Annotated in this window: 20 protein-coding genes, 1 tRNA gene and 1 pseudogene; 10 read left to right on the plus strand and 12 right to left on the minus strand. The window is 67.8% G+C overall.

Features of this window, described 5'->3' with window-relative positions:
- Nucleotides 1-251, plus strand: a pseudogene (locus QH470_RS34580) (hypothetical protein); the annotation flags it as partial.
- Between the two features lies 1 nt (nucleotide 252).
- Here QH470_RS34580 and QH470_RS34585 read toward each other — a convergent pair.
- The 3 genes from QH470_RS34585 to QH470_RS34595 all read right to left on the minus strand — a co-directional run bounded on the left by QH470_RS34585 (nucleotide 253) and on the right by QH470_RS34595 (nucleotide 1681).
- Nucleotides 253-486, minus strand: coding sequence for a hypothetical protein (locus QH470_RS34585; RefSeq protein ID WP_280276600.1), 234 nt, complete (start codon nucleotides 484-486; stop codon nucleotides 253-255).
- A gap of 86 nt (nucleotides 487-572) precedes the next feature.
- Nucleotides 573-1289: a DUF2786 domain-containing protein gene (locus QH470_RS34590; RefSeq protein ID WP_280276601.1), complete on the minus strand. Its 717-nt coding sequence runs from the start codon at nucleotides 1287-1289 to the stop codon at nucleotides 573-575.
- Nucleotides 1290-1607: 318 nt separating this feature from the next.
- Nucleotides 1608-1681, minus strand: a tRNA-Gly gene (locus QH470_RS34595).
- Between the two features lie 1509 nt (nucleotides 1682-3190).
- On the opposite strand from QH470_RS34595, the gene QH470_RS34600 reads away from it, so the two are divergent.
- Complete coding sequence (locus tag QH470_RS34600; protein WP_280276602.1) at nucleotides 3191-3784, plus strand: hypothetical protein; 594 nt, start codon at nucleotides 3191-3193, stop codon at nucleotides 3782-3784.
- Between the two features lie 53 nt (nucleotides 3785-3837).
- Here QH470_RS34600 and QH470_RS34605 read toward each other — a convergent pair whose 3' ends face one another.
- Both QH470_RS34605 and QH470_RS34610 read right to left on the minus strand, forming a co-directional pair.
- Nucleotides 3838-4197 carry a MarR family winged helix-turn-helix transcriptional regulator gene (locus tag QH470_RS34605; protein ID WP_280276603.1) on the minus strand — a complete coding sequence of 120 codons (360 nt, stop codon included), beginning with the start codon at nucleotides 4195-4197 and terminating at the stop codon, nucleotides 3838-3840.
- Between the two features lie 172 nt (nucleotides 4198-4369).
- Nucleotides 4370-4990, minus strand: coding sequence for a TetR/AcrR family transcriptional regulator (locus tag QH470_RS34610; protein WP_280276604.1), 621 nt, complete (start codon nucleotides 4988-4990; stop codon nucleotides 4370-4372).
- 68 nt (nucleotides 4991-5058) lie between these two features.
- Here QH470_RS34610 and QH470_RS34615 point away from each other — a divergent pair, with 68 nt between their 5' ends.
- On the plus strand, nucleotides 5059-5886 hold the full coding sequence (locus QH470_RS34615; RefSeq protein ID WP_280276605.1) for an alpha/beta fold hydrolase: 828 nt from the start codon (nucleotides 5059-5061) through the stop codon (nucleotides 5884-5886).
- Nucleotides 5887-5963: 77 nt separating this feature from the next.
- Here QH470_RS34615 and QH470_RS34620 read toward each other — a convergent pair whose 3' ends face one another.
- Nucleotides 5964-6719 carry an SDR family oxidoreductase gene (locus tag QH470_RS34620; RefSeq protein ID WP_280276606.1) on the minus strand — a complete coding sequence of 252 codons (756 nt, stop codon included), beginning with the start codon at nucleotides 6717-6719 and terminating at the stop codon, nucleotides 5964-5966.
- Between the two features lie 176 nt (nucleotides 6720-6895).
- On the opposite strand from QH470_RS34620, the gene QH470_RS34625 reads away from it, so the two are divergent.
- Nucleotides 6896-7411 carry a hypothetical protein gene (locus QH470_RS34625; RefSeq protein WP_280276607.1) on the plus strand — a complete coding sequence of 172 codons (516 nt, stop codon included), beginning with the start codon at nucleotides 6896-6898 and terminating at the stop codon, nucleotides 7409-7411.
- A 9-nt stretch (nucleotides 7412-7420) separates the two neighbouring features.
- Here the strand turns inward: QH470_RS34625 and QH470_RS34630 are convergent, their stop codons facing one another.
- Nucleotides 7421-8299, minus strand: coding sequence for a hypothetical protein (locus QH470_RS34630; protein WP_280276608.1), 879 nt, complete (start codon nucleotides 8297-8299; stop codon nucleotides 7421-7423).
- A 44-nt stretch (nucleotides 8300-8343) separates the two neighbouring features.
- Nucleotides 8344-8949 (minus strand): TetR/AcrR family transcriptional regulator, encoded by a 606-nt coding sequence (locus QH470_RS34635; protein ID WP_280276609.1) that lies wholly within the window; start codon nucleotides 8947-8949, stop codon nucleotides 8344-8346.
- Nucleotides 8950-9109: 160 nt separating this feature from the next.
- On the opposite strand from QH470_RS34635, the gene QH470_RS34640 reads away from it, so the two are divergent.
- From QH470_RS34640 to QH470_RS34650, 3 genes are read left to right on the plus strand one after another with little or no spacing between them, the layout of a single operon-like run.
- Nucleotides 9110-10246 carry an FAD-dependent monooxygenase gene (locus QH470_RS34640; protein WP_280276610.1) on the plus strand — a complete coding sequence of 379 codons (1137 nt, stop codon included), beginning with the start codon at nucleotides 9110-9112 and terminating at the stop codon, nucleotides 10244-10246.
- Nucleotides 10243-11697 carry an MFS transporter gene (locus QH470_RS34645; RefSeq protein WP_280276611.1) on the plus strand — a complete coding sequence of 485 codons (1455 nt, stop codon included), beginning with the start codon at nucleotides 10243-10245 and terminating at the stop codon, nucleotides 11695-11697. The genes QH470_RS34640 and QH470_RS34645 overlap by 4 nt, the downstream gene beginning before the upstream one ends.
- Nucleotides 11698-11741: 44 nt before the next feature.
- Nucleotides 11742-12926 carry an NAD(P)/FAD-dependent oxidoreductase gene (locus tag QH470_RS34650; RefSeq protein WP_280276612.1) on the plus strand — a complete coding sequence of 395 codons (1185 nt, stop codon included), beginning with the start codon at nucleotides 11742-11744 and terminating at the stop codon, nucleotides 12924-12926.
- 1 nt (nucleotide 12927) lies between these two features.
- Here QH470_RS34650 and ilvD read toward each other — a convergent pair whose 3' ends face one another.
- From ilvD to QH470_RS34670, 4 genes are all read right to left on the minus strand, one after another.
- On the minus strand, nucleotides 12928-14619 hold the full coding sequence (ilvD, locus tag QH470_RS34655; protein ID WP_280276613.1) for a dihydroxy-acid dehydratase: 1692 nt from the start codon (nucleotides 14617-14619) through the stop codon (nucleotides 12928-12930).
- 62 nt (nucleotides 14620-14681) lie between these two features.
- Nucleotides 14682-15596, minus strand: a complete 915-nt coding sequence (locus tag QH470_RS34660) for an SEL1-like repeat protein (RefSeq protein ID WP_280276614.1) — start codon at nucleotides 15594-15596, stop codon at nucleotides 14682-14684.
- A gap of 112 nt (nucleotides 15597-15708) precedes the next feature.
- Entirely contained in the window at nucleotides 15709-16386 is a 678-nt protein-coding gene (locus tag QH470_RS34665; RefSeq protein WP_280276615.1) for an RNA polymerase sigma factor, read from the minus strand.
- A gap of 81 nt (nucleotides 16387-16467) precedes the next feature.
- A complete protein-coding gene (locus tag QH470_RS34670) occupies nucleotides 16468-17379 on the minus strand; it encodes a hypothetical protein (RefSeq protein WP_280276616.1) in 912 nt (303 codons plus the stop codon).
- A gap of 191 nt (nucleotides 17380-17570) precedes the next feature.
- Here QH470_RS34670 and QH470_RS34675 point away from each other — a divergent pair, with 191 nt between their 5' ends.
- From QH470_RS34675 to QH470_RS34685, 3 genes are all read left to right on the plus strand, one after another.
- Nucleotides 17571-21719: an nSTAND1 domain-containing NTPase gene (locus QH470_RS34675; RefSeq protein WP_280276617.1), complete on the plus strand. Its 4149-nt coding sequence runs from the start codon at nucleotides 17571-17573 to the stop codon at nucleotides 21717-21719.
- A 198-nt stretch (nucleotides 21720-21917) separates the two neighbouring features.
- Complete coding sequence (locus QH470_RS34680) at nucleotides 21918-22133, plus strand: three-helix bundle dimerization domain-containing protein (protein WP_280276618.1); 216 nt, start codon at nucleotides 21918-21920, stop codon at nucleotides 22131-22133.
- A gap of 232 nt (nucleotides 22134-22365) precedes the next feature.
- Nucleotides 22366-22755 carry a hypothetical protein gene (locus QH470_RS34685; RefSeq protein ID WP_280276619.1) on the plus strand — a complete coding sequence of 130 codons (390 nt, stop codon included), beginning with the start codon at nucleotides 22366-22368 and terminating at the stop codon, nucleotides 22753-22755.
- Nucleotides 22756-22794 lie beyond the last annotated feature (39 nt).

Genomic DNA, 22794 nt, shown 5'->3' on the forward strand with positions numbered 1-22794 from the left:
GTTCGGCCGAGGGGCCGCAGCCCCGGGCGGAGAAGTCGCCTCCCCTGGAAGCGGCGATCGACCACGTCGAGTCCCTCTCCGATCGGCTGGTCGAGGTATCGGTGCGCTCGCCCGCGATGGGCCGGACGGTGGAGGTGCCGCTGTGGGGGGGGGGGCGCGAACGGGCTCATGATCTGGTCCCTCGGGGGGGGGGGGGGGCGGCCCGGGGGGGGGTGGGCCGGGCCTTATGCGCCGGCCGGGCCTGGTGGTGAGCTATCCGTTGGTGCGGGCGGCGTGCCTGCGGATGGCTTCCTCGGCGGCATCGCGTGCGTCGCCCTCGTCCCCTTCGCGGCCCATCTCGACGATCGCGCGGTCAGCGTCGAGAACGATCCAGCGGTACGCGTCTTCTCGGCTGACCCAGAGGGTGCGGCCGTGGTAGCCGCAGATGGCGAGCGTGGCTTCGTTGGCGTTCTCGTCCTGCCATTCGGCGCTGTAGGTGAGCTGCATGTCTGGTTCCTCTGGCTACGGGGTGGCGGCCCTGGTGGGTGGCCGAGCCTGCGGGTACAGGCCCGGCCTGGGTGAATCCGGTGCGGTCAGGCGCCGATGGCGCGACGACCGCCGACGCCGGCCTGGCCGAGGTTCACGCGCTGTGCGGCAGCTGCGCCTGCGTCCGCGGCGTCGCCGTCGTGTCGGCTGCGCCGGGAGACGTCCGCGTAGAGCCCGGAGTGTTCGGCATCGAGGGCGGCCATCGCGCGCTTCGCGTCGTCCAGGAGCACCAGCTCGGTGCCGGTCCCGGACTCGGCGGCTGCCGTGCTTTCTGCCTCGCGCAGCCGGGCACCGATCTCCGTGTAGAAGCCACGCATCCAGGACATCCGGAATGCCTTCACGCCGACCGTGGCGTATCGGGTCGGACGCTGACGGGCTGCACCGGCGAGCATCTGCGGCGCCAGGGTTGCGAACAGGACGCGCAGCCGCTCGATATGCCCGGCGGTGCCGTAAGCCACCTGAAGGCTGTAGTCGTTCAGCATCATTGGCTCGCAGTGGAGTGCTGCGGCGAGAATCTGGAACAGAAATGCCTGCTCCCGAAGGTACTGGCCGTTGAGGGAGAACCGGACCATCTCGATCGGCGCGGGACCTTCTCCAGCGTTCGCACGGGCGGCGGTCTCGTCGATGCCGTACTTCGCGATCAGCTCGAATGCCTTGGCGTTGAGGACATCCGCCTCTGGAGTACCGGCGACGCTCTCGGCCTTGGCGAGGAGCTTGCGGACCTTGTCGAGCATGTCCTGGCGGGTGGTGTGGGCGTGCGTCATCTTCGTTGGTTCCTTTCGGGTTTCGACCGTGGCGGCGGTCGGTCCGGGGTGGCGGCCCCGGTGGTTGGTGCGGATATGAATATACATACCGCGTATGTACGTAGCAATCAGGTATGACAGGGATTTCTCGATTGGTGAGGTCGCCGCAGGTTGGGCGTGCTCGCGTGCCCTTGGGACCGGCGGCGAGATACGATCGGAAAGTCGATTCGGGGAGTCGGTCAGCGCGAAAGGAGCGAAAGACTACACCTAGGACTACACCCGGCTTCAACGAGAAAGGCCGCCCGCCAACGGAATTGCTGGTCAGACGGTCTAAATGGATGGAGCCGGTGACGGGAATCGAACCCGCACTCTCAGCTTGGGAAGCTGATGTTCTACCACTAAACTACACCGGCGCTTGCCCCGGGGGGCTGGAGAGACGATAGCAGATGAGCTCTCGAGCAGCGTAACTTCCCTGCTCACGCACTTCCTGAGCAGGACTTTTGAGCATCTGACCGATCGTCTGCCCCTTCGCTTGCTAGTGGTCCTTCGATGCGTTTCCGTCCGGTTCGGCACGCTTCAGCCTGGCTCAGAACGGCGACTTTGCCCAAATTTGCCCAAACGCGCACAGCTAGGTGTCCACAGATGTACCGGCTGATCCACCGAGCCCGTCGACAGGTCTGACGGGCGATCTTCCGCCGGACCCATGAATCTGCGGACGGGTCTTTCGGGGATCTGCCTACGCGCGCGGGTGTCGGGCAGGGCTTCGCTCAGGCGCCCGACTGAAGTTTGCTGATGTGTCGCCAACTCCCGGAAATATTTTTCGAATCGTCCGGCGGCGTGTCGGGGTCCGGACTGTTCCGCGAGATCGGTTGCACGGCAGAGGCGCAACTGGCTACCCTGCTAGGGATCCCACGAGGTGCATCCGCCTTGGGGAGTGCGTCGGAGGATGAGATCGGCGCGATCCGGTAGCTGGCGACCGTGTATGAACCCGGTCGTGGCACCATCCCCTCCTTCTCTGCGCTGATGAGCGCACGACGCCGAGAGTTCTCATGACGCATCTATCAACGCTGCTGACACACGGCTCCGGGCTCGGACCGGTGGTGAGCTGATATGGCTTTTCCGAGGAAGCGCTACAGCGGAATGACTGTCTACTACACGGCTCACATCCGGTCAGTCCTGGCGAGTACGACGCATTGCGTGATGAGGCGGGCAAGCCGATTCGCTTCCCGTCCAAGCGCACTGCGGAGCAGGCCGGAGCCCACGCGGAGATTGAGCAGCGGCGGACCGGCCACCCAGGACCGGGCGGTCTGGCACATGCCGCGAGCGTGGCCACCCGCACATCAGCCCCGAGCACGATGGCCATGCTGTTCTGTGACTACGCCAACAAGTGGTACGGGCGGCAGGATCTCCTCGAAAGCTCGATGAGCAGTCTCCGCTCCACCATCGAGTGTCACCTGCTGCCCAAGTTCGGGCCATACGACCTGACCGGTCGAGCTGTTCGACCTCTACGACACGGCCGTGCAGGCGATCCGCCGCCCCGCCTGACCCCGGCCAGCCTCGATCGGCGCCCATCACGCGGGGGTCCGGAACCGATGACCGGGCACCGCCATGCACCCCTCACTTGCCGACCCGGGGCAACTCGGCCACGATCATGAGGAACCCGAACCGGCGGTGCCACCGCACGTGCGGGCCGGGCGACCTCGAAGCCCGGCGCGGTAACGCCGAGGCGGCGCGGCTCAACGGGTTGGGCCGCACAGTGTAAGGCGCAAGGCTGGGACGTCACCTACCGGAAGATCCCGATCTCCAACGATGACAAAGTGGTGCCCGACTACTACCTGCTGCCGGCATGGGCCGGCCGGGAATGGAACCTACCACCGACCTACGTGCAGAACTTCTGAAAGGCGCCGGAGGGGATACCGATTGTGAGCGCACTGGACGACCTGCAGGCCCTGCTGCCCCCGCCACCGGGCTACGGCCGCGACTTCGACTGGACCGCGGCGCAGCAGCGCCTCGGAGTCACCGCGCTCCCGCAGGACTTCACAGACCTGCTGGCCGCTTACGGTGATGTCCGGTTCTGCAACCTGCTGCGGCTGTACCGGCCCTCCGCCCACCCCTACCTCGACCTCGCCGACGTCACTCTCGCCGCCCGCGAACCCCTGGGCGACGACGAATTCGGCGAACTCCCCACCGAACTACCGCCGGGGGTGTCGATCGACCCGGCCACCCTCATCCAGTGGGGCGGATCCTTCTGCGGCACCTATGGCCTCTGGGACGCCCACGACCCCGACTCGGACAACTGGACCTTGGTATTCACCGATATCGACCGGATCCAGTGGGGCTTCTACCCCGGCACTGTCACCGAGTTCGTCCTCGACTGGCTCACCGGCCGCACCATCCCGATCCCGATGTGGAACCTCGACAACATCCTCCGGGGCGCGCCGGTGTTCTGCGAGTTCTACGACCCCCTCGATCCCACCGATACCGCCCTCGACCGCGTCGAAGCCACCACCGCGTGACAGGTCGCAACCGGTGGGCAGCTCGATCCGGCCGGAATCTGTTGCCGGCCTGTTCAGGGAGGGGATTCGAGATCGAGGACCGCGGTGAGCAGTCTGCGTAACTCGTCGATGTCCTGCTCGCCGAGCGCGTCGCGCCAGCGATGCTCGGTCTGCTCGCCGGCGGTTCGGGTCACGCGCAGAGCGTGTCTTCCCGCGTCGGTGAGGCGAAGCAATTTGGCGCGTGCGTCGGCCGGATCGGCGACGCGCTCGAGGTAGCCGCCGCGTTCCAATGTCACCGCGACCTGCGCGACCGCTTGCGGCGACACCCCGATATCGGCGGCCAACTCCACCGCACGCCTGCCACCGCCGAGTAGCCGCACCAGCACCAGCACGTGAGCCGGACGCAACCCCTCGAGCCCGGCGCGACCGAACACCGCGCGCAATAGGCTGATCAGGCCCGGTGAGCTGGGATGACCGTGTGGCCGCCAGGCGGTTCTGGCGGAAGTTGAGCCTGCGACCGCATCGCCCCGCCGTTGGCCGCTCGAGCCGTGGCGACCATCTCCGCGAAGCCCGAAAACGCCAGATCGGTTGACATGACAGCGCGGGTCAGAGTTTGTGTAAACCGTTGTGTAGCAGTGTGAATGCCGTTTCGGCGTCGGCTACTGCGGCGGGGTGGCGTTCGTCGGCTGACTGGCCCTTGTCGAGGTGGTTTACGTTGTCTTCGGCCAGTAGGTGTTGGGTGGTGGTGAACTGGGCTGCGGCCAGGCGTGCGCGGAGGGGTTGGGTGTTGGTGGTGTCCTGTAGGGCATCGGCGAGTAGGGCGGCGTCGCGCCTTCGGAATGCCAGTAATCCGTTGGACAGCACGGGGTTTTCGTTGATCAGCCGGTACAGCGCGAGTACTTCGGAGTCGTCGCAGAGTCCGGTTACGGGGTCGCGGCGGTCGAGGCCGGTCAGATGGTGGGCGCGCAGCGCGGCGAGTGGTGACCATCGCGTCGGGCGGTCTCGGACGACGCGTGCGGACTCTCCCTCGTGGTCGGCGATCCGGTGTAGAACCAGGTCCTCTTTGGCGGGGAAGTAGCTGAACAGAGTTCGGCGGGACACCGCGGCCGCCTCGGCGATCGCGGTGACGGAGGTCTGTTCGTATCCGGCATCCAAGAACAGCGAGATGGCCGCATCCGAAATCGCTTGTCGGGTTTGCTGTTTCTTTCGCTCGCGGAGTCCGGGCACGGACGCATCCTACCGGATTCTGCACTCGAGCTACTATTATACCGAGTGCATATATGACGGAGGTTGGCGTGGCAGGTCATCGCGAGCGTCTCGCGATCAACGGGCAGTTCGGCGGCGGGACCGGACCGGAGTTGGTCTTCCTGCACGGTGGTTCGGGCAGTTGGCGGTTGGGCACGGAGTTGTTCGAGCAGCTGCCACGGGCGGTCCGGTGGTGGGGCGTCGACCTGCCGGGGCACGGAGAGTCGGCCTGGACCGGGTGTTACCGCCTGGAGGACGCTGCCGACGAGCTTGCGAGCTGGGCTGTCGCCAATCTCGGCGGTCCGGCGTGGTGGTACGGCCATTCCTATGGCGGGCAGGTCGCGCTGGCGTTGGCCGGGAGGCATCCGGATGTGGTGTCGGGGCTGGTTGTCGGAGACGCGCCACTGACGCTGTCCGGCATGCTGACGCTGTTCGAGCGCACCGGCGCTCGGATGCGTACGTGGCGAAGCTGGTGCGGGCGGCCGGAATCCGAACTACTGACGTTGCTCGGCGCCGAGCCCGCGGGCGACCGGACCACCGCCGAGATGCTCGGCCCCGGCCATCCATATCTGCGGCGGATGGCCGCCGCGTTGCACCGGCACGATCCCGTATTCCTCGACGCGATCGTGAACAGCACCCGTGAGGTCTACGGCGGCCTGGACGGGGCGGCGACCTGGCTGAGCGCGGTGCGCGGCCCCGTCTTGCTCCTGCGCGCCGATCCGGCGGTGTTCGCCCTGACCGCCGACACCGACGCGATGCTCGTGCGGGAGCACGCCCGTGAGGGGCACATCCGAATGCTGCCCGGCGTCGGGCACGGACTGCAGAATTTCGCCCCGAAGCCCGTAGCGGATGCCCTCGCCGAACAGATAATTACCTGACGCGGCAGCCTGCCGGATGAGCCACCGCTCGATCGTTCGCGGCCGGTCCGGCGCGGAAGCGGGTGTCCGGCAGGCAATTACGGCGTCCGGGGGCCTAGGAACAGGCCTCCGTTCACCTCGAGGGTCTGGCCGGTGATCCATCGGCCGTCGTGGGAGGCGAGGAAGGCGACCGCGTCGGCGATGTCGGCCGCTTGGCCTACTCGGCCGAGGGCGGTCATGTCAGCGACGCCCGCTGCGGCCTCGTCGGATTCGTGCAGCCACGCATTCATTTCGGTGTCGGTGATTCCGGGGGAGACATTGTTCACCGTAATGCCGCGTGACCCCAGCGTGTTCGCCAGCGAACGGCCGAACACATTGAGCGCCCCCTTGGTCATCGAGTACACGATCTGTGGTGTGGCGAACCAGGTGACGCCGGAGGAGATGTTGATGATGCGGCCGCCGTCGCGCAGCAGGGGCAGTGCCCGTTGGACAACGAAGAACGGTGCTCGCACGTTCAGCGCGAACTGCCGATCGAATTGTTCGGCGGTAGCGTTTTCGACGGTGGCCTCGGGCATCGCGACGGCGGCGTTGTTCACCACGATATCCAGGGGACGACCATCGAGAGCGGTGAACAGCTGGTCCACGCCGTCGGTGGCGGTGAGGTCCGCACGCACCGAGAAGGCTTGTCCGCCTGCGTGTTCGATCGCGGTGACGGTTTCCCGCGCGGCCGCGTCATTGCTGCCGTAGTGCACGGCGACCAGTGCACCGTCGTCGGCGAGCCGCTGGGCGATCGCCCGGCCGATGCCGCGAGAAGCCCCCGTGACGAGAGCGGTCTTGTCAATCAAGTCGGTCATTGTTCCGCACCTTAACCGTCGCGCCGGGATCCCGAATCGGCACAATCGCCGGTGCGGACACAATGTCGGCCCGATGCACTCACACCGCCGATTCCCGACTCGACACCGGCGTTCGTGATCGACAATAGGAAAGATGGGATACCCCGACGACTCGGGGTGAGGGAGGGGGTAAGCCAATGAACAGACGCCGGCTGTGGACGGCATGCGTGATCGGTGCGGCGGCGGTGTTCGTGAGCACCGCGACCGCGTCCGCCGATGTCCGGTCTGTGCCCGTGTTCTTCTGGTCCGGTGCGGAGATCAAAACACCGGGAGTGAACTCGAACTGCCAAGGCACGGTGCATATTCGGTTCGAGGTAGACCGTGCGCAGCCCGCCATTCTCACCGCCGTATTGGAGCCCGGCGAGTTTCGCGGCGAGAGCCCGGATGGGGAACGGGCGTGCGATGTTCCGCTCACAGTGAGTGTTGCCACCTCAGAGGTCGATTCGCCGACGGGGATCCCGTTCTTCCAGGAGAGACGATCGGTCGTCTTGCACGTGGACGCGGAACGACCGGAGCCGATGCGTATGGATCTCCGAGTCGGCTACGGGTACAGCGAGGTCGGCATTACATCGTCGCTGGCGGTCGACGACCCGGGTGCGTATCTCGACCACCCCTGGCCCGGTCAATTGTTCGGGATAGTCAACACCCCGTGACTCGGCTGGTCACGGCGCGGAGTTGATGGTGTCGCCCTCCCAGCTCAGATCGGAGCGCTCGTTGATCTCGAAGGCCTCGAAGCGTTCATCGCCCAGCACCGCGTCGATCAGGGCCCGCGAGCCGGCGACGATCGTGGAGTCGAAGTCGATCTCGGTCGCCACGACCCATGCGTGGTCGGCGGGCCAGAGCAGTTGGGGTGTCACGCCGGGGAAGTCGGTTGTCCAGCCGAGGCCCGCCGCGTGCACCCAGCCGGGGTCGGCGAGTTCGGAGAGACTGGTGTCGAACAGCAGGAAGTCGCGTCCAGGCCATCGCAGGAAGGGGCCTGCCTCGACCGCTCGTCTGATTTCCGGCGCGACGGAGGCGGCCAGCTCGGCGTCTATTCGAGCTCGCTCGCGCTCGATGCTCTGCGGATCGTCGTCGGTGGACGCGATGAATACCGTCCCCGCGGACGCGTTCAGCTCGCCGAAGCCATTCCACACCCCGGCCGTCACCTTGTCCGGTGTCTCGGTGGCCGCGCGGAGATGGACAGTGAGCACGGCCAGCAGGCTCGGGTCGAACCATCCCTCGACGGACTGGCCGACCTCCCAGCCGTCATCGAACGACATCGCCGACTCGTCCTCGTCGTCGGTGAGCTTGCGCCACTGCACAAGTGGATGCATCACTCTGCCGTTGCGCGCGGCGACCTCGGCCCACGGCCACATCGCCTCCGCCACGACCTCGGGAGTGCCCCACTCGTCGGTGACCGTGACGTCGCGGCGAATCGCCTCGACCGGGTGCAGGATTCGCGCATAAGCGTCGAAGCCGGTACCGGCGACGTTGCCGACCCCGTCCGCGCCGGCGCGCGCCACCAGCCACCCGCCGCGTTCGACATCGGTAGTGAACTTCACCCGTCCAGACTAGTGAGCCATGCCGGACGGCTCTATCTGTGACTTCAGGTGTGGGCCGTAGCCCGGATCCCAGCCAGCACCACGTCGACGATGCGTTCCGCGTCGGCGCGGGTGAACGAGCGCATGCCGCGGACGACGATGAGATGCACTGGGCCGAACACCATTTCGCCGAGCAGGGCGCTGTCGACCGGTGGTAGCTCGCCGCGGTCGACGGCGAGGCGCACGCGTCTCCGCAGGGCGGCGCCGCGCTGTTCGAGGATCCTGGCCACCGTCTGCCGGACGAGGGGGTTATCGTGGGCGGGCTGGGTGGACAGTTCGAGTGCCTGGCCGAACGGCGTGTTCAGGCCACCGGCGAGGGCCACCAGGTAGTCCACCAGATCGCGGTGGATGTCGCCGGTGTCGGCGATGGTGGCGAGGTCCTCGGCATACCGCAGCAGGGCCTCGGCGACCAACTGCTCGCGGTCGGGCCAGTTGCGGTAGACGCTGGTCTTGTGCACGCCGGCAGCCTCGGCGACCTCCTCGTAGCGGAAGCCCGCGATGCCGTCGCGCGCCACGAGTTCGGCGGTCGCGGCGAGGACGCGCGCTCGCACCCGCGCGGTGCGGCCACCGGGGCGCCGCGCGGGCGACCGGTCAGCGGTCTCGTCGGCCATCGCCGCGCTCACCTCCTGTTTCCGCTCGGGTGCCGATTGTCGCCAGGTGCGGCGTTGCGGTGCAAACCGATCGTAAGTAGTCTGCGTTAAAAGCTATAAATCGTTGCTTTAGTGGTCGGGCTCGACCGCACACCTCAGCGAAAATCCTTGGAGCGCCCACGTGAACATCCTTGTCTCCGGTGCCGGAATCGCCGGGCTCGCCTGCGCGCTCGAGTTCGGCGCCCGCGGTCACGACGTCACCGTTGTCGAGTCCGCCCGGCAGCTCCGGCTCACCGGCACACCCATCGACATCCGCGGCGCGGCGCTCGAGGCCGTGGACGGGATGGGGCTGCTCGCGAAGATCCGGAAGCGACGGGTCAGGATGTCCGAACTGACCCGGTTCGTCGACAGCCGGGGCGAGCCGGTGGCCCGCATCCCGATGGCGGAGGTCAACGACTCCGACGACGACATCGAACTGCTCCGCGAGGATCTCGTGCGCATCCTCGCGGAGGCGGTCCCGGACACTGCGAAGTTCCACTTCGGCGAGTCGGTCGCGGCACTGACCGACGGCGAGCGCGGGGTGGACGTGCGTTTCGCGTCCGGCCGCACCGGGCGGTACGACCTGGTGATCGGCGCCGACGGCCAGCATTCGGCGGTACGGGGGCTGGTATTCGGGCCCGAGCCGGACCACCTGCGATACCTCGGCGTCTACTTCGCCCTCGCCGAACTCCCCGGCGAGGCGCACACCGAGGACGCCAACTCGATCTTCAACGTGCCCGGCCGAATGGCGGGCGTCTTCCGGTACGGGGGCCGGGCCGTCGCGAACTTCCAATTCCGTTCGGAGCCGGTCGTTTACGACCATCACGACCTGGACGCCCAGAAGCAGATCCTCGTCGACGCCTTCGCGGGCTACCGGTCGTGGCGGATTCCGGAACTGCTCGAGGCGGCGCGCGCCGATCCCGATTTCTTCTTCACCTCCGCGAGCCAGATTCACCTGCCCAGCTGGCATCGCGGCCGCGTAGTCCTCGTCGGGGACGCCGGGTACTGCCCCGCCTACCTGTCCGGCCGGGGCACCTCGCTCGCACTGACCGGCGCTCGTTTTCTCGCCGAAGAATTCGAGCGGTCCGGCGACGATCACGCAGTTGCCTTCGCGCGGTACGAGATTCGGCAGCGGCCCCATGTCACGCTCGCGCAGCAGCGAGTCGAGCGCGGTCGTGACCGCATAGTGCCCGCTACCTGGGCCGACATCGCCGCACGCAACCGGGCGCTGCGAGCATCCGGCACCGATTCCCCACGCGCCGAAGAGAATTCACTGTGACCGACGCGCTGGAGACGACCGGCATCGGCGTTCGAGAGCAGCGCTGGAGTAGCCGGCTCGTGCTCTGGGTCGCCGTGCTCACCCTCGCCAATGTCCTCGCCGATGTGGTCATCGGCTCGCCCATGATGGTCCTGCCCCAATTGCTCGACCATTTCGATACCGATCAGGCCGCGTGGCTGAATGCCGGTGCGATGTTGGCCGGGGCCATCTGGTCGCCGCTGCTCGCGAAGAGTTCCGACATCTACGGCAAGCGCCGGGTACTGTTCGGCACGCTGCTCCTCGCATGCGCGGGGGCGCTGATCTGCCTTGTCGCGCCGAACGTTCGGATCTTCCTGGTGGGTCGGTTCCTCCAGGGCGCGGCCTTCGCGGCGGTCTTTCTCACGGTGGCCCTCGCGCGCCAGATCTGCCGTCCGGGGGTGGCGATGGCCGTGGTCGGGGTCGTGACGTCCGCCTCGTCTCTGGTCGGAATCATCGAGCCGTTCCTGATGCAGCCGATCATCCATGCCTTCGGCTATCGGAGCGTCTTCGTCTCGGCGGCGCTGCTCGCCGCGGTCGCCGCGGTCTGCGTGCGTGCCTACCTGCCGGAATCGCCGATCCGGAGTCCCGGCCGGATCGATGTGGGCGGGGCGCTACTGCTCGGCGGCGGGCTCGGCACGGTGCTCGCCTACGCCAGCCTCGGCAGCGACGTCGGATGGCTGTCCGGGGGCATGATCGCGCTGCTCGCGGCCGGTGCGGCCGCGCTGGCGGGGTGGGCCGTGCGCGCGCTGCGAATAGACAATCCCCTCATCGACATTCGCGGTCTGGGGCGCCCGGTCCTGTTGACGCTGCTGGCCCTGGTCCTCGCGGCGGGCTCCTTCCGGAGCATGCTGCAGCTGACGAGCATCGTCGCTCAGGTGCCGTCCGACCTGGGTCTCGGTTACGGGCTGGGCCACGGCGAGGCGATCGCGGTGTTACTCGCCACGCCCAATATCGGCATCGTCGTGGGTGGCACGATCGCCGGATGGGTCGCGGGGCGGTGCGGTCCCGCACTGCCCCTCCTCGGTGGCATCGCCGTCGGGATACTGGGCACGTTCGCGATGCTGGCGGGCGTATCGGTGCTTCCGGTGGCGATCGCGTGCGGCGCCATGGTCGGCATGGCCGCCGGTGCGATCGGCGCCTCCGGCTACAACCTGGCGATCGATCTCGCCGCGCCCGAGCGCCAGGGCACGATCGCCGGTCTGGTGTCGGTCGTACTCGCTCTCGGCTCGGTCGTCTTCAACATCGCCGGGGGTGAGGTGCTCGAGGCCACCCGAATCCCCGGCGCCTTCGCCGACGGCGCCCCGGTGAGCACGGCGACCGGCGTCTACCTCTACGTCGCGATGGCGGGTGTGCTGTTCACCCTCGCCGCTGTGCCGGCTGTCGTGCTGGCGCGTTGTGACCTGCCTCACTCGGCTGTCACAGCGCGAGGGTGACCGGTGTCTTGTGCCCGAACCCCCCAGCGGACGAAGGAAAGACAATGACCAACAAGAACGAAGTCGTCGTGGTCGGTGGCGGATACGCGGGCGTGATGGCGGCCAACCGCCTGACGCAGCGCGACGATGTGCGGGTAACCGTGATCAACCCTCGTCAGGTGTTCGTTCCCCGGCTGCGGTTGCATCAGCTGGTAGGCGGAACTCACGACGCGGTCGTCGATTACCAGGACGTGCTGGCCGAAGGTGTCCGGCTGGTGGTCGACAGCGTGACGCGGATCGACGCGGCCGAGCGCAAGGTGTTGCTGGCCGACGGCGGCAGCATCGGCTACGACTACCTGATCTACGCGGTGGGCAGCGGTAATGCCGCGCCGCAGGTGCCGGGCGCGGCCGAGTTCGCCTATCCGATCGCGACTTTGGAGGCGGCGCACCGGATGCGGTCGATGCTTTTCGACACTCCCGCCACGGCCGCGGTAACCGTGATCGGAGGCGGCCCGACCGGCGTTGAGACCGCCGCCGAGCTGGCCGAACAGGGGCGCGTGGTCACCTTGGTCTGTGGCGGCGCCCTCGTCCCGTACCTGCACCCGAAGGCGCGGCGCACGGCGCACAAGTACCTCGCCGAGCTCGGTGTGACCGTCATCGAAGGCTGCGCGGTCACCGAGGTGACGGCCGACGCCGTGGAACTCGCCGACGGCCGGAGGCTGGCGAGTGCGGTCACCATCTGGACCGCCGGCTTCGGCGTGCCCGACCTGGCCGCCCGCAGCGGGCTGAGCACTGACGCCGCCGGTCGCCTGCTCACCGACGAGACCCTGACCAGCATCGACGACGAGCGCATCGTCGCGGCGGGCGACTCGTCGGCTCCCTCGGACCTGCCGTTCCGGATGAGTGCCTACACCGCGTACTGCCTGGGAGCGCACGCCGCCGACACCCTGCTGCACCGGATCGCGGGGGAGCAGCCCGCGCCGATCGACATGTCGTTCCCCGCCATGTGCCTCAGCTTCGGCCGCGACGCCGGGATCTACCAGCTCGGTCACAAGGATGAGACCGCCATGCGGCTGTACTTCCGCGGGGCCGTGGGCAAGAAACTCAAGGAATTCGCCTGCGCGGCCGGTATCAAGCACCTGGCGACCGAGGCCCGCAAGCCCGGATCGCACCACTGGTTCTCCGACGGCAAGCACCGCCCGGCCCTGCTGCGCGCCCAGCGTGCGGACAAGGCCGTACCGATCGCGTAGGTCAGGCGGTGACGGCGCCGTGCGCGGCCGAGCTGACCAGCTTGCGGTACTTGGCGAGCACGCCCGAGGTGTACCTGGGCGGGTGCGGCTCCCAGCCGACCTTGCGGGCGGCGAGTTCGCTCTCGTCGATCTCCACGTCGAGGGTGCGGTTGGCGACGTCGAGGACGATGGGATCACCGTCGGCGACGAAGGCGATCGGGCCGCCGTCCACGGCTTCGGGAGCGACATGACCGACACACAATCCTGTTGTGCCGCCGGAGAATCGGCCGTCGGTGAGCAGCAGGACGTCCTTGCCGAGCCCGGCGCCCTTGATCGCGCCGGTGATGGCGAGCATCTCGCGCATGCCCGGGCCGCCCTTGGGCCCCTCGTAGCGGATGACGACCACATCACCGGCGGCGATCGTGCCGTCCTCGAGCGCCTCCATCGCGGCGCGCTCCCCGTCGAACACCCGGGCTGTCCCGCGGAAGACGTCGGAGTCGAAGCCGGCGCTCTTCACGACGGCGCCTTCGGGCGCGAGTGTGCCGTGCAGGATGGTGAGGCCGCCCGTCTTGTGGATCGGCCGATCGAGCGGACGGATGACGTCACCATCGAGGCCGAGTTCGATATCGGCCAGATTCTCGGCCATGGTCCTGCCGGTGACGGTCATGACATCGCCGTGCATGAGACCCGCGTCGAGCAGCGCCTTCATCACGACGGGGATTCCGCCGACCTTGTCGACGTCGTTCATCACGTAGCGGCCGAACGGCTTGAGATCACCCAGGTGCGGCACCTTGTCACCGACACGATTGAAGTCGGCGAGGGTGAGATCCACCCCGGCCTCGCGGGCGATAGCCAGCAGGTGCAACACGGCGTTGGTGGAACCACCGAGCGCCATCACCACCGTGATGGCGTTCTCGAAGGCCTCCAGGGTCATGATGTCGCGCGCCGTGATGCCTCTGCGCAGCAGCTCCACGACGGCCTCACCGGACTTGTGGGCGAAGTCGTCGCGGCGACGGTCGGGGGCGGGCGGCGCGGCGGATCCGGGCAGGCTCATCCCCAGGGCCTCCGCGGCCGAGGCCATGGTGTTGGCGGTGTACATCCCGCCGCACGCGCCTTCACCGGGACAGATGGCCCGCTCGATCCGATCGACCTCCGCCGGGGTGATCAAACCCTTCAGGCAGGCGCCGACCGCCTCGAACGCGTCGATGATCGTGACGTCCCTGCCGTCGAGACTGCCCGGCAGAGTCGAACCGGCGTACAGGAACACACTCGACAGATCCAGTCGCGCGGCGGCCATCAGCATGCCCGGCAGACTCTTGTCGCAGCCGGCCAGCAGCACGGAACCGTCGAGGCGTTCGGCCATCATGACCGTCTCGACGGAATCCGCGATGATCTCCCGGCTGACCAGCGAGAAATGCATGCCCTCGTGGCCCATCGAGATGCCGTCGGACACCGAGATCGTGCCGAATTCCAAGGGATAGCCACCCCCCGCGTGCACACCCACCTTGACGGCCTTGGCCAGCCGGTCGAGTGACAGGTTGCAGGGCGTGATCTCGTTCCAGCTCGAGGCGACCCCGATCTGCGGCTTGCCCCAGTCGTCGTCACCCATACCGACGGCCCGCAACATGCCGCGGGCGGCCGTCTTCTGGAGTCCATCGGTGACATCACGGGAGCGCGGCTTGATGTCGACCGATCGGTCCGAGTCGTGTGCCATCGCGCAAGTCTACGACCGCCCCCGCGGGCGTCCCGAACGCGCGATCGATGTATCGCCGGAACTCACCTGCCGAGGTCCCCGCGCAGTCTCTCGATCGCCTTGGTGATGGCCGCCGCTCGGTCGATGCCCGGGGTCTTCTGTTGCTCGAAGGCGATCAGCCGTTCGGCCGTGGGGTGATTACCCATCACCATGGTGAGCAGAGTCTTGAACTCGCCCGGCTGGGTGAGGTTCGGCCGTGCCCGCGGAGGTGCCGGGGCGGCGGCGGCCGCCGTACCGCTTTGCCGGGTGTACGGCGCGGCCTCGGCGGCAGTTGCTCTGCGATACCACAATTCGGCCTCGCTGTGGTTCCCGTCCTTGTTGAGCAGAGCCGCGAGACCGGCCATGGCGTCGGGGTGCCCGGCGACAGCGGCTCTGCGAAACCAGAGTTGGGCCTCGGCCAGATCGCCGCCGTTCTGGTGCCGGCGAAGCCAGCGCTGGAGCCTGTTCTGTTCTTCCACGCGCTGGTGGAACAGTCGCGCCAGGTTGTTCATCGCGACCGGGTCGCCGGCGGTGGCGGCTCGGAGAAGTTCCCGTTCTCGCAGGTCCGCGGTCGCGGGCTTCTGATCACCGGATTCCAGGGCGTACTTGATGCCCAACAGGACAGCGGAACTGGCGATGATCACCCCGCCCGCTATCAGCAGGATCTGGATGCCGTCCTCATGGCTGTTGCGCTGCGCCGCCAGCGCTTGCTCGTATGTCTCGCCGCCGACCGGGGCGCCGTTGCGATAGTGGCGGCAGATCGTGCCGGGCTCCATTGTCCTTTCGTCACAGGTGGGCGCGGCCTGGGGATCTTTCAGGAGCGTCGCGGTCCCGGGGATGAGCATGACCGCGCCCACGATGAGCGCGAGCCACGCGCCGAGCCACAGCACGAGGGTTACGACCTGTCCGAGCGCCTTCACTTCGTCCCCCGCTCCGCCGACCGAGTTGTCCCGCAGCACAACCGATGTGTCCGAACCATGCCTGGTAGATGTCTGATCACATCCTTACGGACAGTCTCGGGGCGGAAATGGTTGGGGCGAACCGCGATCCGTGGGGCGCCGACGCCGTATGTCACGCGATCAGGTCGAGTTGCTCCCGGACCCGTTGCAGGGCGTCGTGCACGTAACCTTTCGCGGTGCCTGTGGCGACGCCCATGATGCGCGCGGTTTCCGCGTAGGTGTTGCCTTCGTAGGCTCGGAGCACGACCGCTTCCCGCTCTCGCGGCGGCAGGGTATCCAGCGCGCCGAGCAGGGCCTGGCGCAAGACGACGATGTCGTCCATGTTCACACTCGCCCGGTCGGCGAGCAATGCGATCCGCTCGTCCCCGTCGGAGTCGAACCGTTCGCGGTCGGTGGCCGCCCGCCGCCAGGCGTCGCGAACGAGGTTCTTGGTGACCGTCCACAGGTAGGCGCGCAACCGGTCGGCCGTGGCGACGTCGGGCCGGGCGGCGTACACCCGCATCAGCGCGGTCTGCACGATGTCTTCGGCGTCGGTACGGCTGCCGACCTGCCGGGTGGCCCAGGCGAGCAACATGTCGCTGGCCGAGTCGAATGCCTCGAGCAACAGGTCGTCGAACCGGTCCGATTGCTGCGCACGGGCGCTCCCGCGTCCGATCCGGATGAGCGCCGGACCGCGGGATTCACCGGCGAGGAAGGACAGCGGATCCTTGGCGCAATCCGCGAGCACGGCTCCCAATAGGTCCGTCAAAGCGGTCTCGGCGCCCAGGCCGGACTCGGGGAGGCTGTTCATTCGATCTCGCCCTGCTGTTCGCGGCCGCCGGGGCCGACGGATCTGTCGGTACCGAACACCATACCGACGAACGGGCTCGGCTCAGTTCGAGATCAGCGGGAGCACGACGGTGAACCAGAGCAGAATTCCCAGTGGTATCAGGAATCCGATGGCGCCGGGTCTGCGGAACAGCGGCGGGCCGGGATCCATCGGCCGTCCCGGCATACCCGGAATCGGCGGTGGGAGTTGGGCGATCCGCGAATGGGCGGACATGTTGGACAGAATCGTGATGGCGTTGATGAACAGCGACAACGGTCCCCACCAGCCGAACCACACGCTCTGAATCGTCATCCGGCGCAGGGTGGCGAGGCCACAGTCGCGGCAGAACGGGCCGGGCATCCGGACGAATTGCATCATCAGGATGAAACCGCGATGGCTTCGGATCGTCACCGCGGCCGCGGGTGTCGCGCCGCAGTGCAGGCAGTACAGGGCGTGGACCGGTGCGGTCGGTGGCAGTGGCGGCGGGGGCGGTGGGGTGGGGGCGAATTCGTTCTCCAGACCGCTCAGGGTGATTCCCAGAACGTCGGCCTGCACCAGGTCCAGGAGTTCGTCCCGGCGCAGTCCATCGCCCAGGGCCTGCGCCGCGGCGGTGGAACCGTCGGCGATGAGCCCGAGGGCCAGCATTCCGGCCGGAACCCCCGGCAGGTTGTAGCGGCGGGCCAAGCGGACGGCGGTGCGCAGAGCGGCGGCACAGGAGTCGGTGAGCCGGATGCCCTCCCAGTGCGACGAGCTGTGGGTGACCGGATCCAGCACGACCTTCCCCGCGATAATCTCGAAGTCTCCGCAGTGCAACGAGATCCGGTTCCAACGGCTGGACGTATCGACCCGCATCAGCGCGACCAGCAGGTCCCTGGTGTCGATCGGCCGCGATCCGGCATCGGCTCTCGCCTGCCACAGTGCGTTCCCCACGGTGGGATGCAGCGGCAGGTCCACGATTACGGCGGTGTTCTCCATGTGCCCTCCTGGTGTGTCACGCTCTGTCTGGAGCTGCTGCTCACGAGGGTGTAGACCCGCTGGGCGGCAAAAGGGTTGGGCGGAAGTCGAGCCATCGCGGAATCGGACTCGCGCCGCGGCGCGAGCGGTGGGAGGGGGCCTTGCGGATGCGGGCAGGCGTATAGGCCGGGGACAGTACGGGTTTCGGCGCGGTGGCGGTGCGGATTCTCGCCGGGTCGGGCGCGGTCGTCGGTGCCGGATTCGTCGTGGGCCCGGGACTCGTCGCGACCTGCGCGCACGTCGTTTCCGAGGCCGCCGGCGCGGACGCGCAGGAAACCCGGCCGCCGGACACCGTGGTGTGGATCGACTTTCCGTTCTTGCCCGCGGCCGGCCGGGTCGGTGCGCGGGTCCGCCGCTGGGCGCCCACGACAGCCGACGGGGGCGGCGACATCGCGGTGCTGGAGATCATCGAGCCGCTGCCGGAACCGATACCGGCGCCGCCGTTCTGGCGCGCCGAGGAGCCCTGGGGCCGGGAGTTCCGGATGCTCGGGTTCCCAGCCGAACTCGACCTGGGGGTATGGGTGTCGGGAGAGTTCCGGGCCGCGCAGGGGATGGGCTGGCTGCAGTTGCAGGCGGCAACCGGTGGGCAGCCGATCACGGGCGGCTTCAGCGGGGCCGCGGTGTGGGATGCGGCGTCCGGGTCCGTGGTCGGCATGGCGGTGGCGGCGGACCGGCGGCGATATACGCGGACCGCCTTCATGATTCCGATCGCCGAGGTGCTCGGGATCGATCCGGCGATGCTGCCGAACCCGTATCGCGGACTGGACCGATTCGAGGAGGATGACGCACCCCTGTTCCACGGCCGCGACGCCGATATCGAACGGGTGCTGGCCGCGTTGGCACAGCGGCCGTTCGTGGCGGTCGTCGGTGGTTCGGGCACGGGGAAGTCGTCGTTGGTGAGCGCCGGCGTGCTACCCCGGGTGCGTCGACGTGGCATGGCCGTCGCGGCCGTTCGCCTCACCGGCCTGTCGGCGACCTCGGATTCGCAGGTGCGCGACGGTGGAAACGATGTGTCGGCCCTCCTCATGGCTGTCGTGCGGCAGCCGGCGGCGGACGGCAACCCAACGGCCGAACTGGTGGATCGCATCCCCGACGAAGGGCTGCTGGTGTTTCCGGACCAGTTCGAGGACTTGGCGGCCACGGCGCCGGCACACGCCCAGGACCTGGTGCACCGGCTCATCGAGCTGGTCGCCGCCGCCGACGCGGCCGGCAAGACGATTCGAGTGGTGCTGACGCTCCGATGGGAGGCCGTCGGCGAACTGGTCGACACCGAGATCGCGAACCTGCTCGACGGTGCCACCGTGGCGCTGGCGGCCATGGAACGTGAGCAACTGCGGGCTGTGATCCGCGGGCCGTTGGCCCATGCCCCCGGCGTCGGTATCGATGCCGACCTCGTCGAACGGCTCGTCGACGATACGGTGCACCAGCCGGGCGGTTTGCCGTTGCTCGAGTCGACACTGACCGAATTGTGGGAACAGCGCGGCAGCGGGCGGCTGACCCTGGCCGACTACGAGCGTTCCGGCGGTGTCGCCGGGGCGATCACCCGCCGTGCCGATCGCGCGCTCGCCCGGTTCACGGAACCGGAGGCAGCAGCGGTGCGGCGACTGCTGACGATGATCGCGGTACCGATCAGGACCGGCACCGGATTCGTCCGGGCCGCGGTGGCCTTGGCCGAACACCCGGAATTACACGGTCTCGCAGGTCATTTGGCCCGCGAGCGGCTGGTGGCCGTCGGGCGCCGGGCCGACGGCGTCGTGATCGTCGAACTGGCTCACCAGGCGCTGATCGACAACTGGCCCACGCTGCGCGGCTGGCTCGAAGACGATCGCGACTTCCGTTCCTGGCAGCAGGAATTCGACAACCGCCGACTCGAATGGGAAGCGGCGCAATACGACAGCGGCGCCTTGCTGCGCGGCGGTGCGCTGGCTACCGCCGAAGAATGGCTGGCCGCTCGTGCCGCCGACCTTTCCCCCGCGCAGCACCGGTACATCCAGGCCGGTCGACGGGTGCGGCGCCGGGAGGTGCGCCGCTGGCGGATGGTTACCGCCGCGACGGCCGTGCTGGCGCTGGTGGCCGCGACCACGGCGGTCGTGGCGTACCGCACCAGTCAGGAACGCGCCGCGCAACTGCGGCTCGCGGCAGGGATCACCCTCGCCAAGGAGTCGATGCGGCTCGCCGACTTGCAACCGTTGACGGCCCTGCAGTTCGCACAGGCGGCACATCGGCACGCGCCCGGGCATCCCGAGGTGGAGGACGCCCTGCTCTACCAGCAAGCCGGTCTCGGTGCGATCGCCGGTTTCACGCCGGGCGAGATGCCGACCGGTGCGGGCCGAATCGCTTCCGGTGCCGCCGCGGACGGGACGGCGTTGGTGGCGGTCGGCGCCGACGGCACGGCCCGGGTCCAGACCGGCCTTCGTGACGGAAACCCCGTGATCTGGAAGGTGCCTGCCGATGATCGCGTGGTGTCGGTCGCGATGTCCGACGACGGCGGGAAGATCGCCGTCGTCGAGCGCAGCGGAGAGGTGTCGGTGTGGGATGTGCGCAGCCGCACCGGACCGCTGAACATCCGTGCCGGTTTCGGTCGAGCGCTGCCGGATTTCGCCATTCGAGTAAGGCTTTCGGCCGACGGCGGGGTGCTGGTGCTGTCGATAGACCCGGAGCGAGGACCCGGAAAGGCGTCTCCTCCGGATGTTCTCGAGGTATACGACACGTCGACCGCGCACCCGGCGCGCATCGCGGCGCCGCCGTCGGCTCGGCGCGATCAAATTCCGCGGTACGTCGGCCCGGGCGGCACGGAAATCATGTTCGAGGAAACCGATGGCGTGGAGATTTTCAATGTGCTGCGGGACCTCGGCGGCAACGTGATCCGCGTGCTGCCGGACGGATATCCGGTTCGGGGAGGAATATATTCCTGCCTGCCGGCACCGCCGGGCGAACCACGGCAGAGTCTGGCGGTCTTCGATACTCGGACAGGCGTCGAGCGGTTCCGATTCGATGTGGATCACGACTTCTGCATCCGTTCGAAACTGGACAGTTCCGAACGGTTTTTCATCAATGCCGACAACCACCCGCGCGATGCCGTCTTCAGTATCGAATTCATGAGCTTGGCGACGGGCCGGATCTATCGAGCCGAGATCGGGCGCAGCACCGGGCAGAACAGTACGATCGTCACCGATACCGAGCAGGGTCCGATTCTCAATGTGTTCTATCCCGGCGGTCTGCTGCGTTACTCGCCCGCCGTGCCCGTCGGCGAAGCCGATATGTTCACGCAGGAGCCCGCGGTGACGGCGTGGTCGGGGGACGCGGAAACCATCGCCACCTATAGTCGTGACGCCGCCGCGCGCACGAGCAGGCTCGAGATCAAACGGGTGCGGCCACGGCCGCAACGGCTGGCGCACGTCGCACTGGGCGGCGCGACCAGCGATATCGATCTCGGCGACAAGCCGGTTCTGAAGTTCACACCCGACGAGCGCTATCTCGTCGCTGTCGGCTCGCGGCCGCAGCTGGTGGTCTTCGACGCGCGAACTCTCGAGATGGTTCATCGAATCCCGCTGCCGGTCCCGGCGGAACTCGGCGATCCCGAGGGCTGGCGCGGTGACATCGTGTTCCCCGGCTCGGCAGAGGTCCTCGCCATGTACGGCGGCATGCTCACCCGCTGGGAAATCCGCGACGGCCGATCGTTGTCCGATCCGCTACCGCTGTGGCGCGATCGGGACGAACTCGTACGGCTCGGCGCCGACGGCGCCCTCGGGCGACCCGGCGCGCGGCCCGATGAAATAGTGATCACTTCCTCGGGAGCGGCGACGGTGTGGAACCTGTCCGAGCGGCGGCGGGTCAGCACTTTCGATTTCGAGGAGGCCTGGGACTATAACGGCGTGTATTACGATCCGCCCGATCCCGTTGTGTACGTGCAGACCGGCCGTATGGAGATGTGGAATCCGGCGACCGGCACGATCACCGAACCGTCGTGGCCGATGCCCCCCTTGCCGTACCTGCGCGGAACAACATCGGATGGTCTGTGGGTGGCGATAGACGGTGTCGCTCCGAACAATATCGACATCTGGGATCGCAATCGTGGGCGAATAGCTACGCTGCAGCTCCCCGGAAAAATCCATGATGTGTTCGTGGAAAACAGTACGGTACATATTCTCTATCGCGGTGGAGATTTTCGCGTGAACCTGGGTAAGGCCCAGATGTTCCAACGCTTGTGCGCGCTTCACAACCGGGACTACTCCGCCGAGGAACGCGCGCTGCTGCCGGTCGGTGCCGACGACACACCGCCCTGCGAGGCCGGGCCCTAGACGGCGGTGCGGACGATCGCCCGCGCCGGGCGCGAATCCTTTCCTCCGGTCGCGATCGACGTATCACCGAACAACGGCCCGCTATCCAGCGGTACGGTATACTCGTGCGCTGGTAGTTCTATCGGTCAGCGTGCGTGGTGGATGCCGGACAGCAGGACACGTGGGCCCCACACGAGTGAGCAAGGCAAGGACTGTCCTATGCAGAACGACGAGGCTGTGCAGATCAACACCGTCATCGAGCGACTCGCCGCCGGCCATCCCGAGGTCCCGTCGGCCACCATCGCAGCAACCGTCGAACGCTTCCACGAACGCTTCTCGAATTCGGCGGTAAGGAGTTTCGCCCCGATCCTGGTGGAGCGATGCGCGGAACGGGAACTCTCCGGCATTCCGCCCCGGCGCCTACACCGTCGTTAGGTCGTGTCCCGCACGGCAATCCGACGCACAGTCCTGGTCATACGACTACTTAGCTTCGCTCACAAACGTTCGCGCAGCGTACATCGGTTTTCTGAGCGGATCGTGTGACTTCCCAGCCGCCCGGGCGGATCGGCCGGGCGGCGCCCGTGGCCGCGCTAGCATCGTGGCGACAGGACACCGACCGGCCAGTCCGGCGGCCGGGCTCGCATCGGACGGTTTGGGGAATATGGGGATGAGTTCGCTACCGGACTTCGTGCGGGACGCGGTGCATCGCTCGGTCGCCACGGGTGACGGGACCGCCGTGATCGATACGGGTTGCGGTCTGGTCCAATGGCTTTCGTCGGCAGGGAACGTCTTCCACATCGAGGTGGCGTATCCGGAACGGCCGCACCGGCGTTCACTGTGGCAGCGGCTGCGCGGCGGCCCGAGTCCGGCGGGTTTCACCGAACGGCAACTCGCGTCGCTCGGCAATCTCGGGTTCGCCGAACTCGATTCGGCCTACGTGCTCCGGGCGGACGACGCGGGGCTGGACCGCGATCACGTGGTGCACGTCGTCGTCACCGTGCTGCACGATGTGCTGGAGGCGCGCGAGGTCTCCGATATGTCCGTCGAGGTCTTCTGAACCGCTCCCGATCGGCAATACCGGGTAGACAGTGGCGCC

Source organism: Nocardia wallacei (assembly GCF_029868745.1).
Taxonomy (GTDB): Bacteria; Actinomycetota; Actinomycetes; order Mycobacteriales; family Mycobacteriaceae; genus Nocardia; species Nocardia wallacei_B.

Coding starts and splice junctions, on each gene's coding strand:
- QH470_RS34585 (WP_280276600.1), bottom strand. CDS start 486: ATGCAGCTCACCTACAGCGCCGAATGGCAGGACGAGAACGCCAACGAA.
- QH470_RS34590 (WP_280276601.1), bottom strand. CDS start 1,289: ATGACGCACGCCCACACCACCCGCCAGGACATGCTCGACAAGGTCCGC.
- QH470_RS34620 (WP_280276606.1), bottom strand. CDS start 6,719: ATGACCGACTTGATTGACAAGACCGCTCTCGTCACGGGGGCTTCTCGC.
- QH470_RS34625 (WP_280276607.1), top strand. CDS start 6,896: ATGAACAGACGCCGGCTGTGGACGGCATGCGTGATCGGTGCGGCGGCG.
- QH470_RS34635 (WP_280276609.1), bottom strand. CDS start 8,949: ATGGCCGACGAGACCGCTGACCGGTCGCCCGCGCGGCGCCCCGGTGGC.
- QH470_RS34650 (WP_280276612.1), top strand. CDS start 11,742: ATGACCAACAAGAACGAAGTCGTCGTGGTCGGTGGCGGATACGCGGGC.
- ilvD (WP_280276613.1), bottom strand. CDS start 14,619: ATGGCACACGACTCGGACCGATCGGTCGACATCAAGCCGCGCTCCCGT.
- QH470_RS34665 (WP_280276615.1), bottom strand. CDS start 16,386: ATGAACAGCCTCCCCGAGTCCGGCCTGGGCGCCGAGACCGCTTTGACG.
- QH470_RS34670 (WP_280276616.1), bottom strand. CDS start 17,379: ATGGAGAACACCGCCGTAATCGTGGACCTGCCGCTGCATCCCACCGTG.
- QH470_RS34680 (WP_280276618.1), top strand. CDS start 21,918: ATGCAGAACGACGAGGCTGTGCAGATCAACACCGTCATCGAGCGACTC.
- QH470_RS34685 (WP_280276619.1), top strand. CDS start 22,366: ATGAGTTCGCTACCGGACTTCGTGCGGGACGCGGTGCATCGCTCGGTC.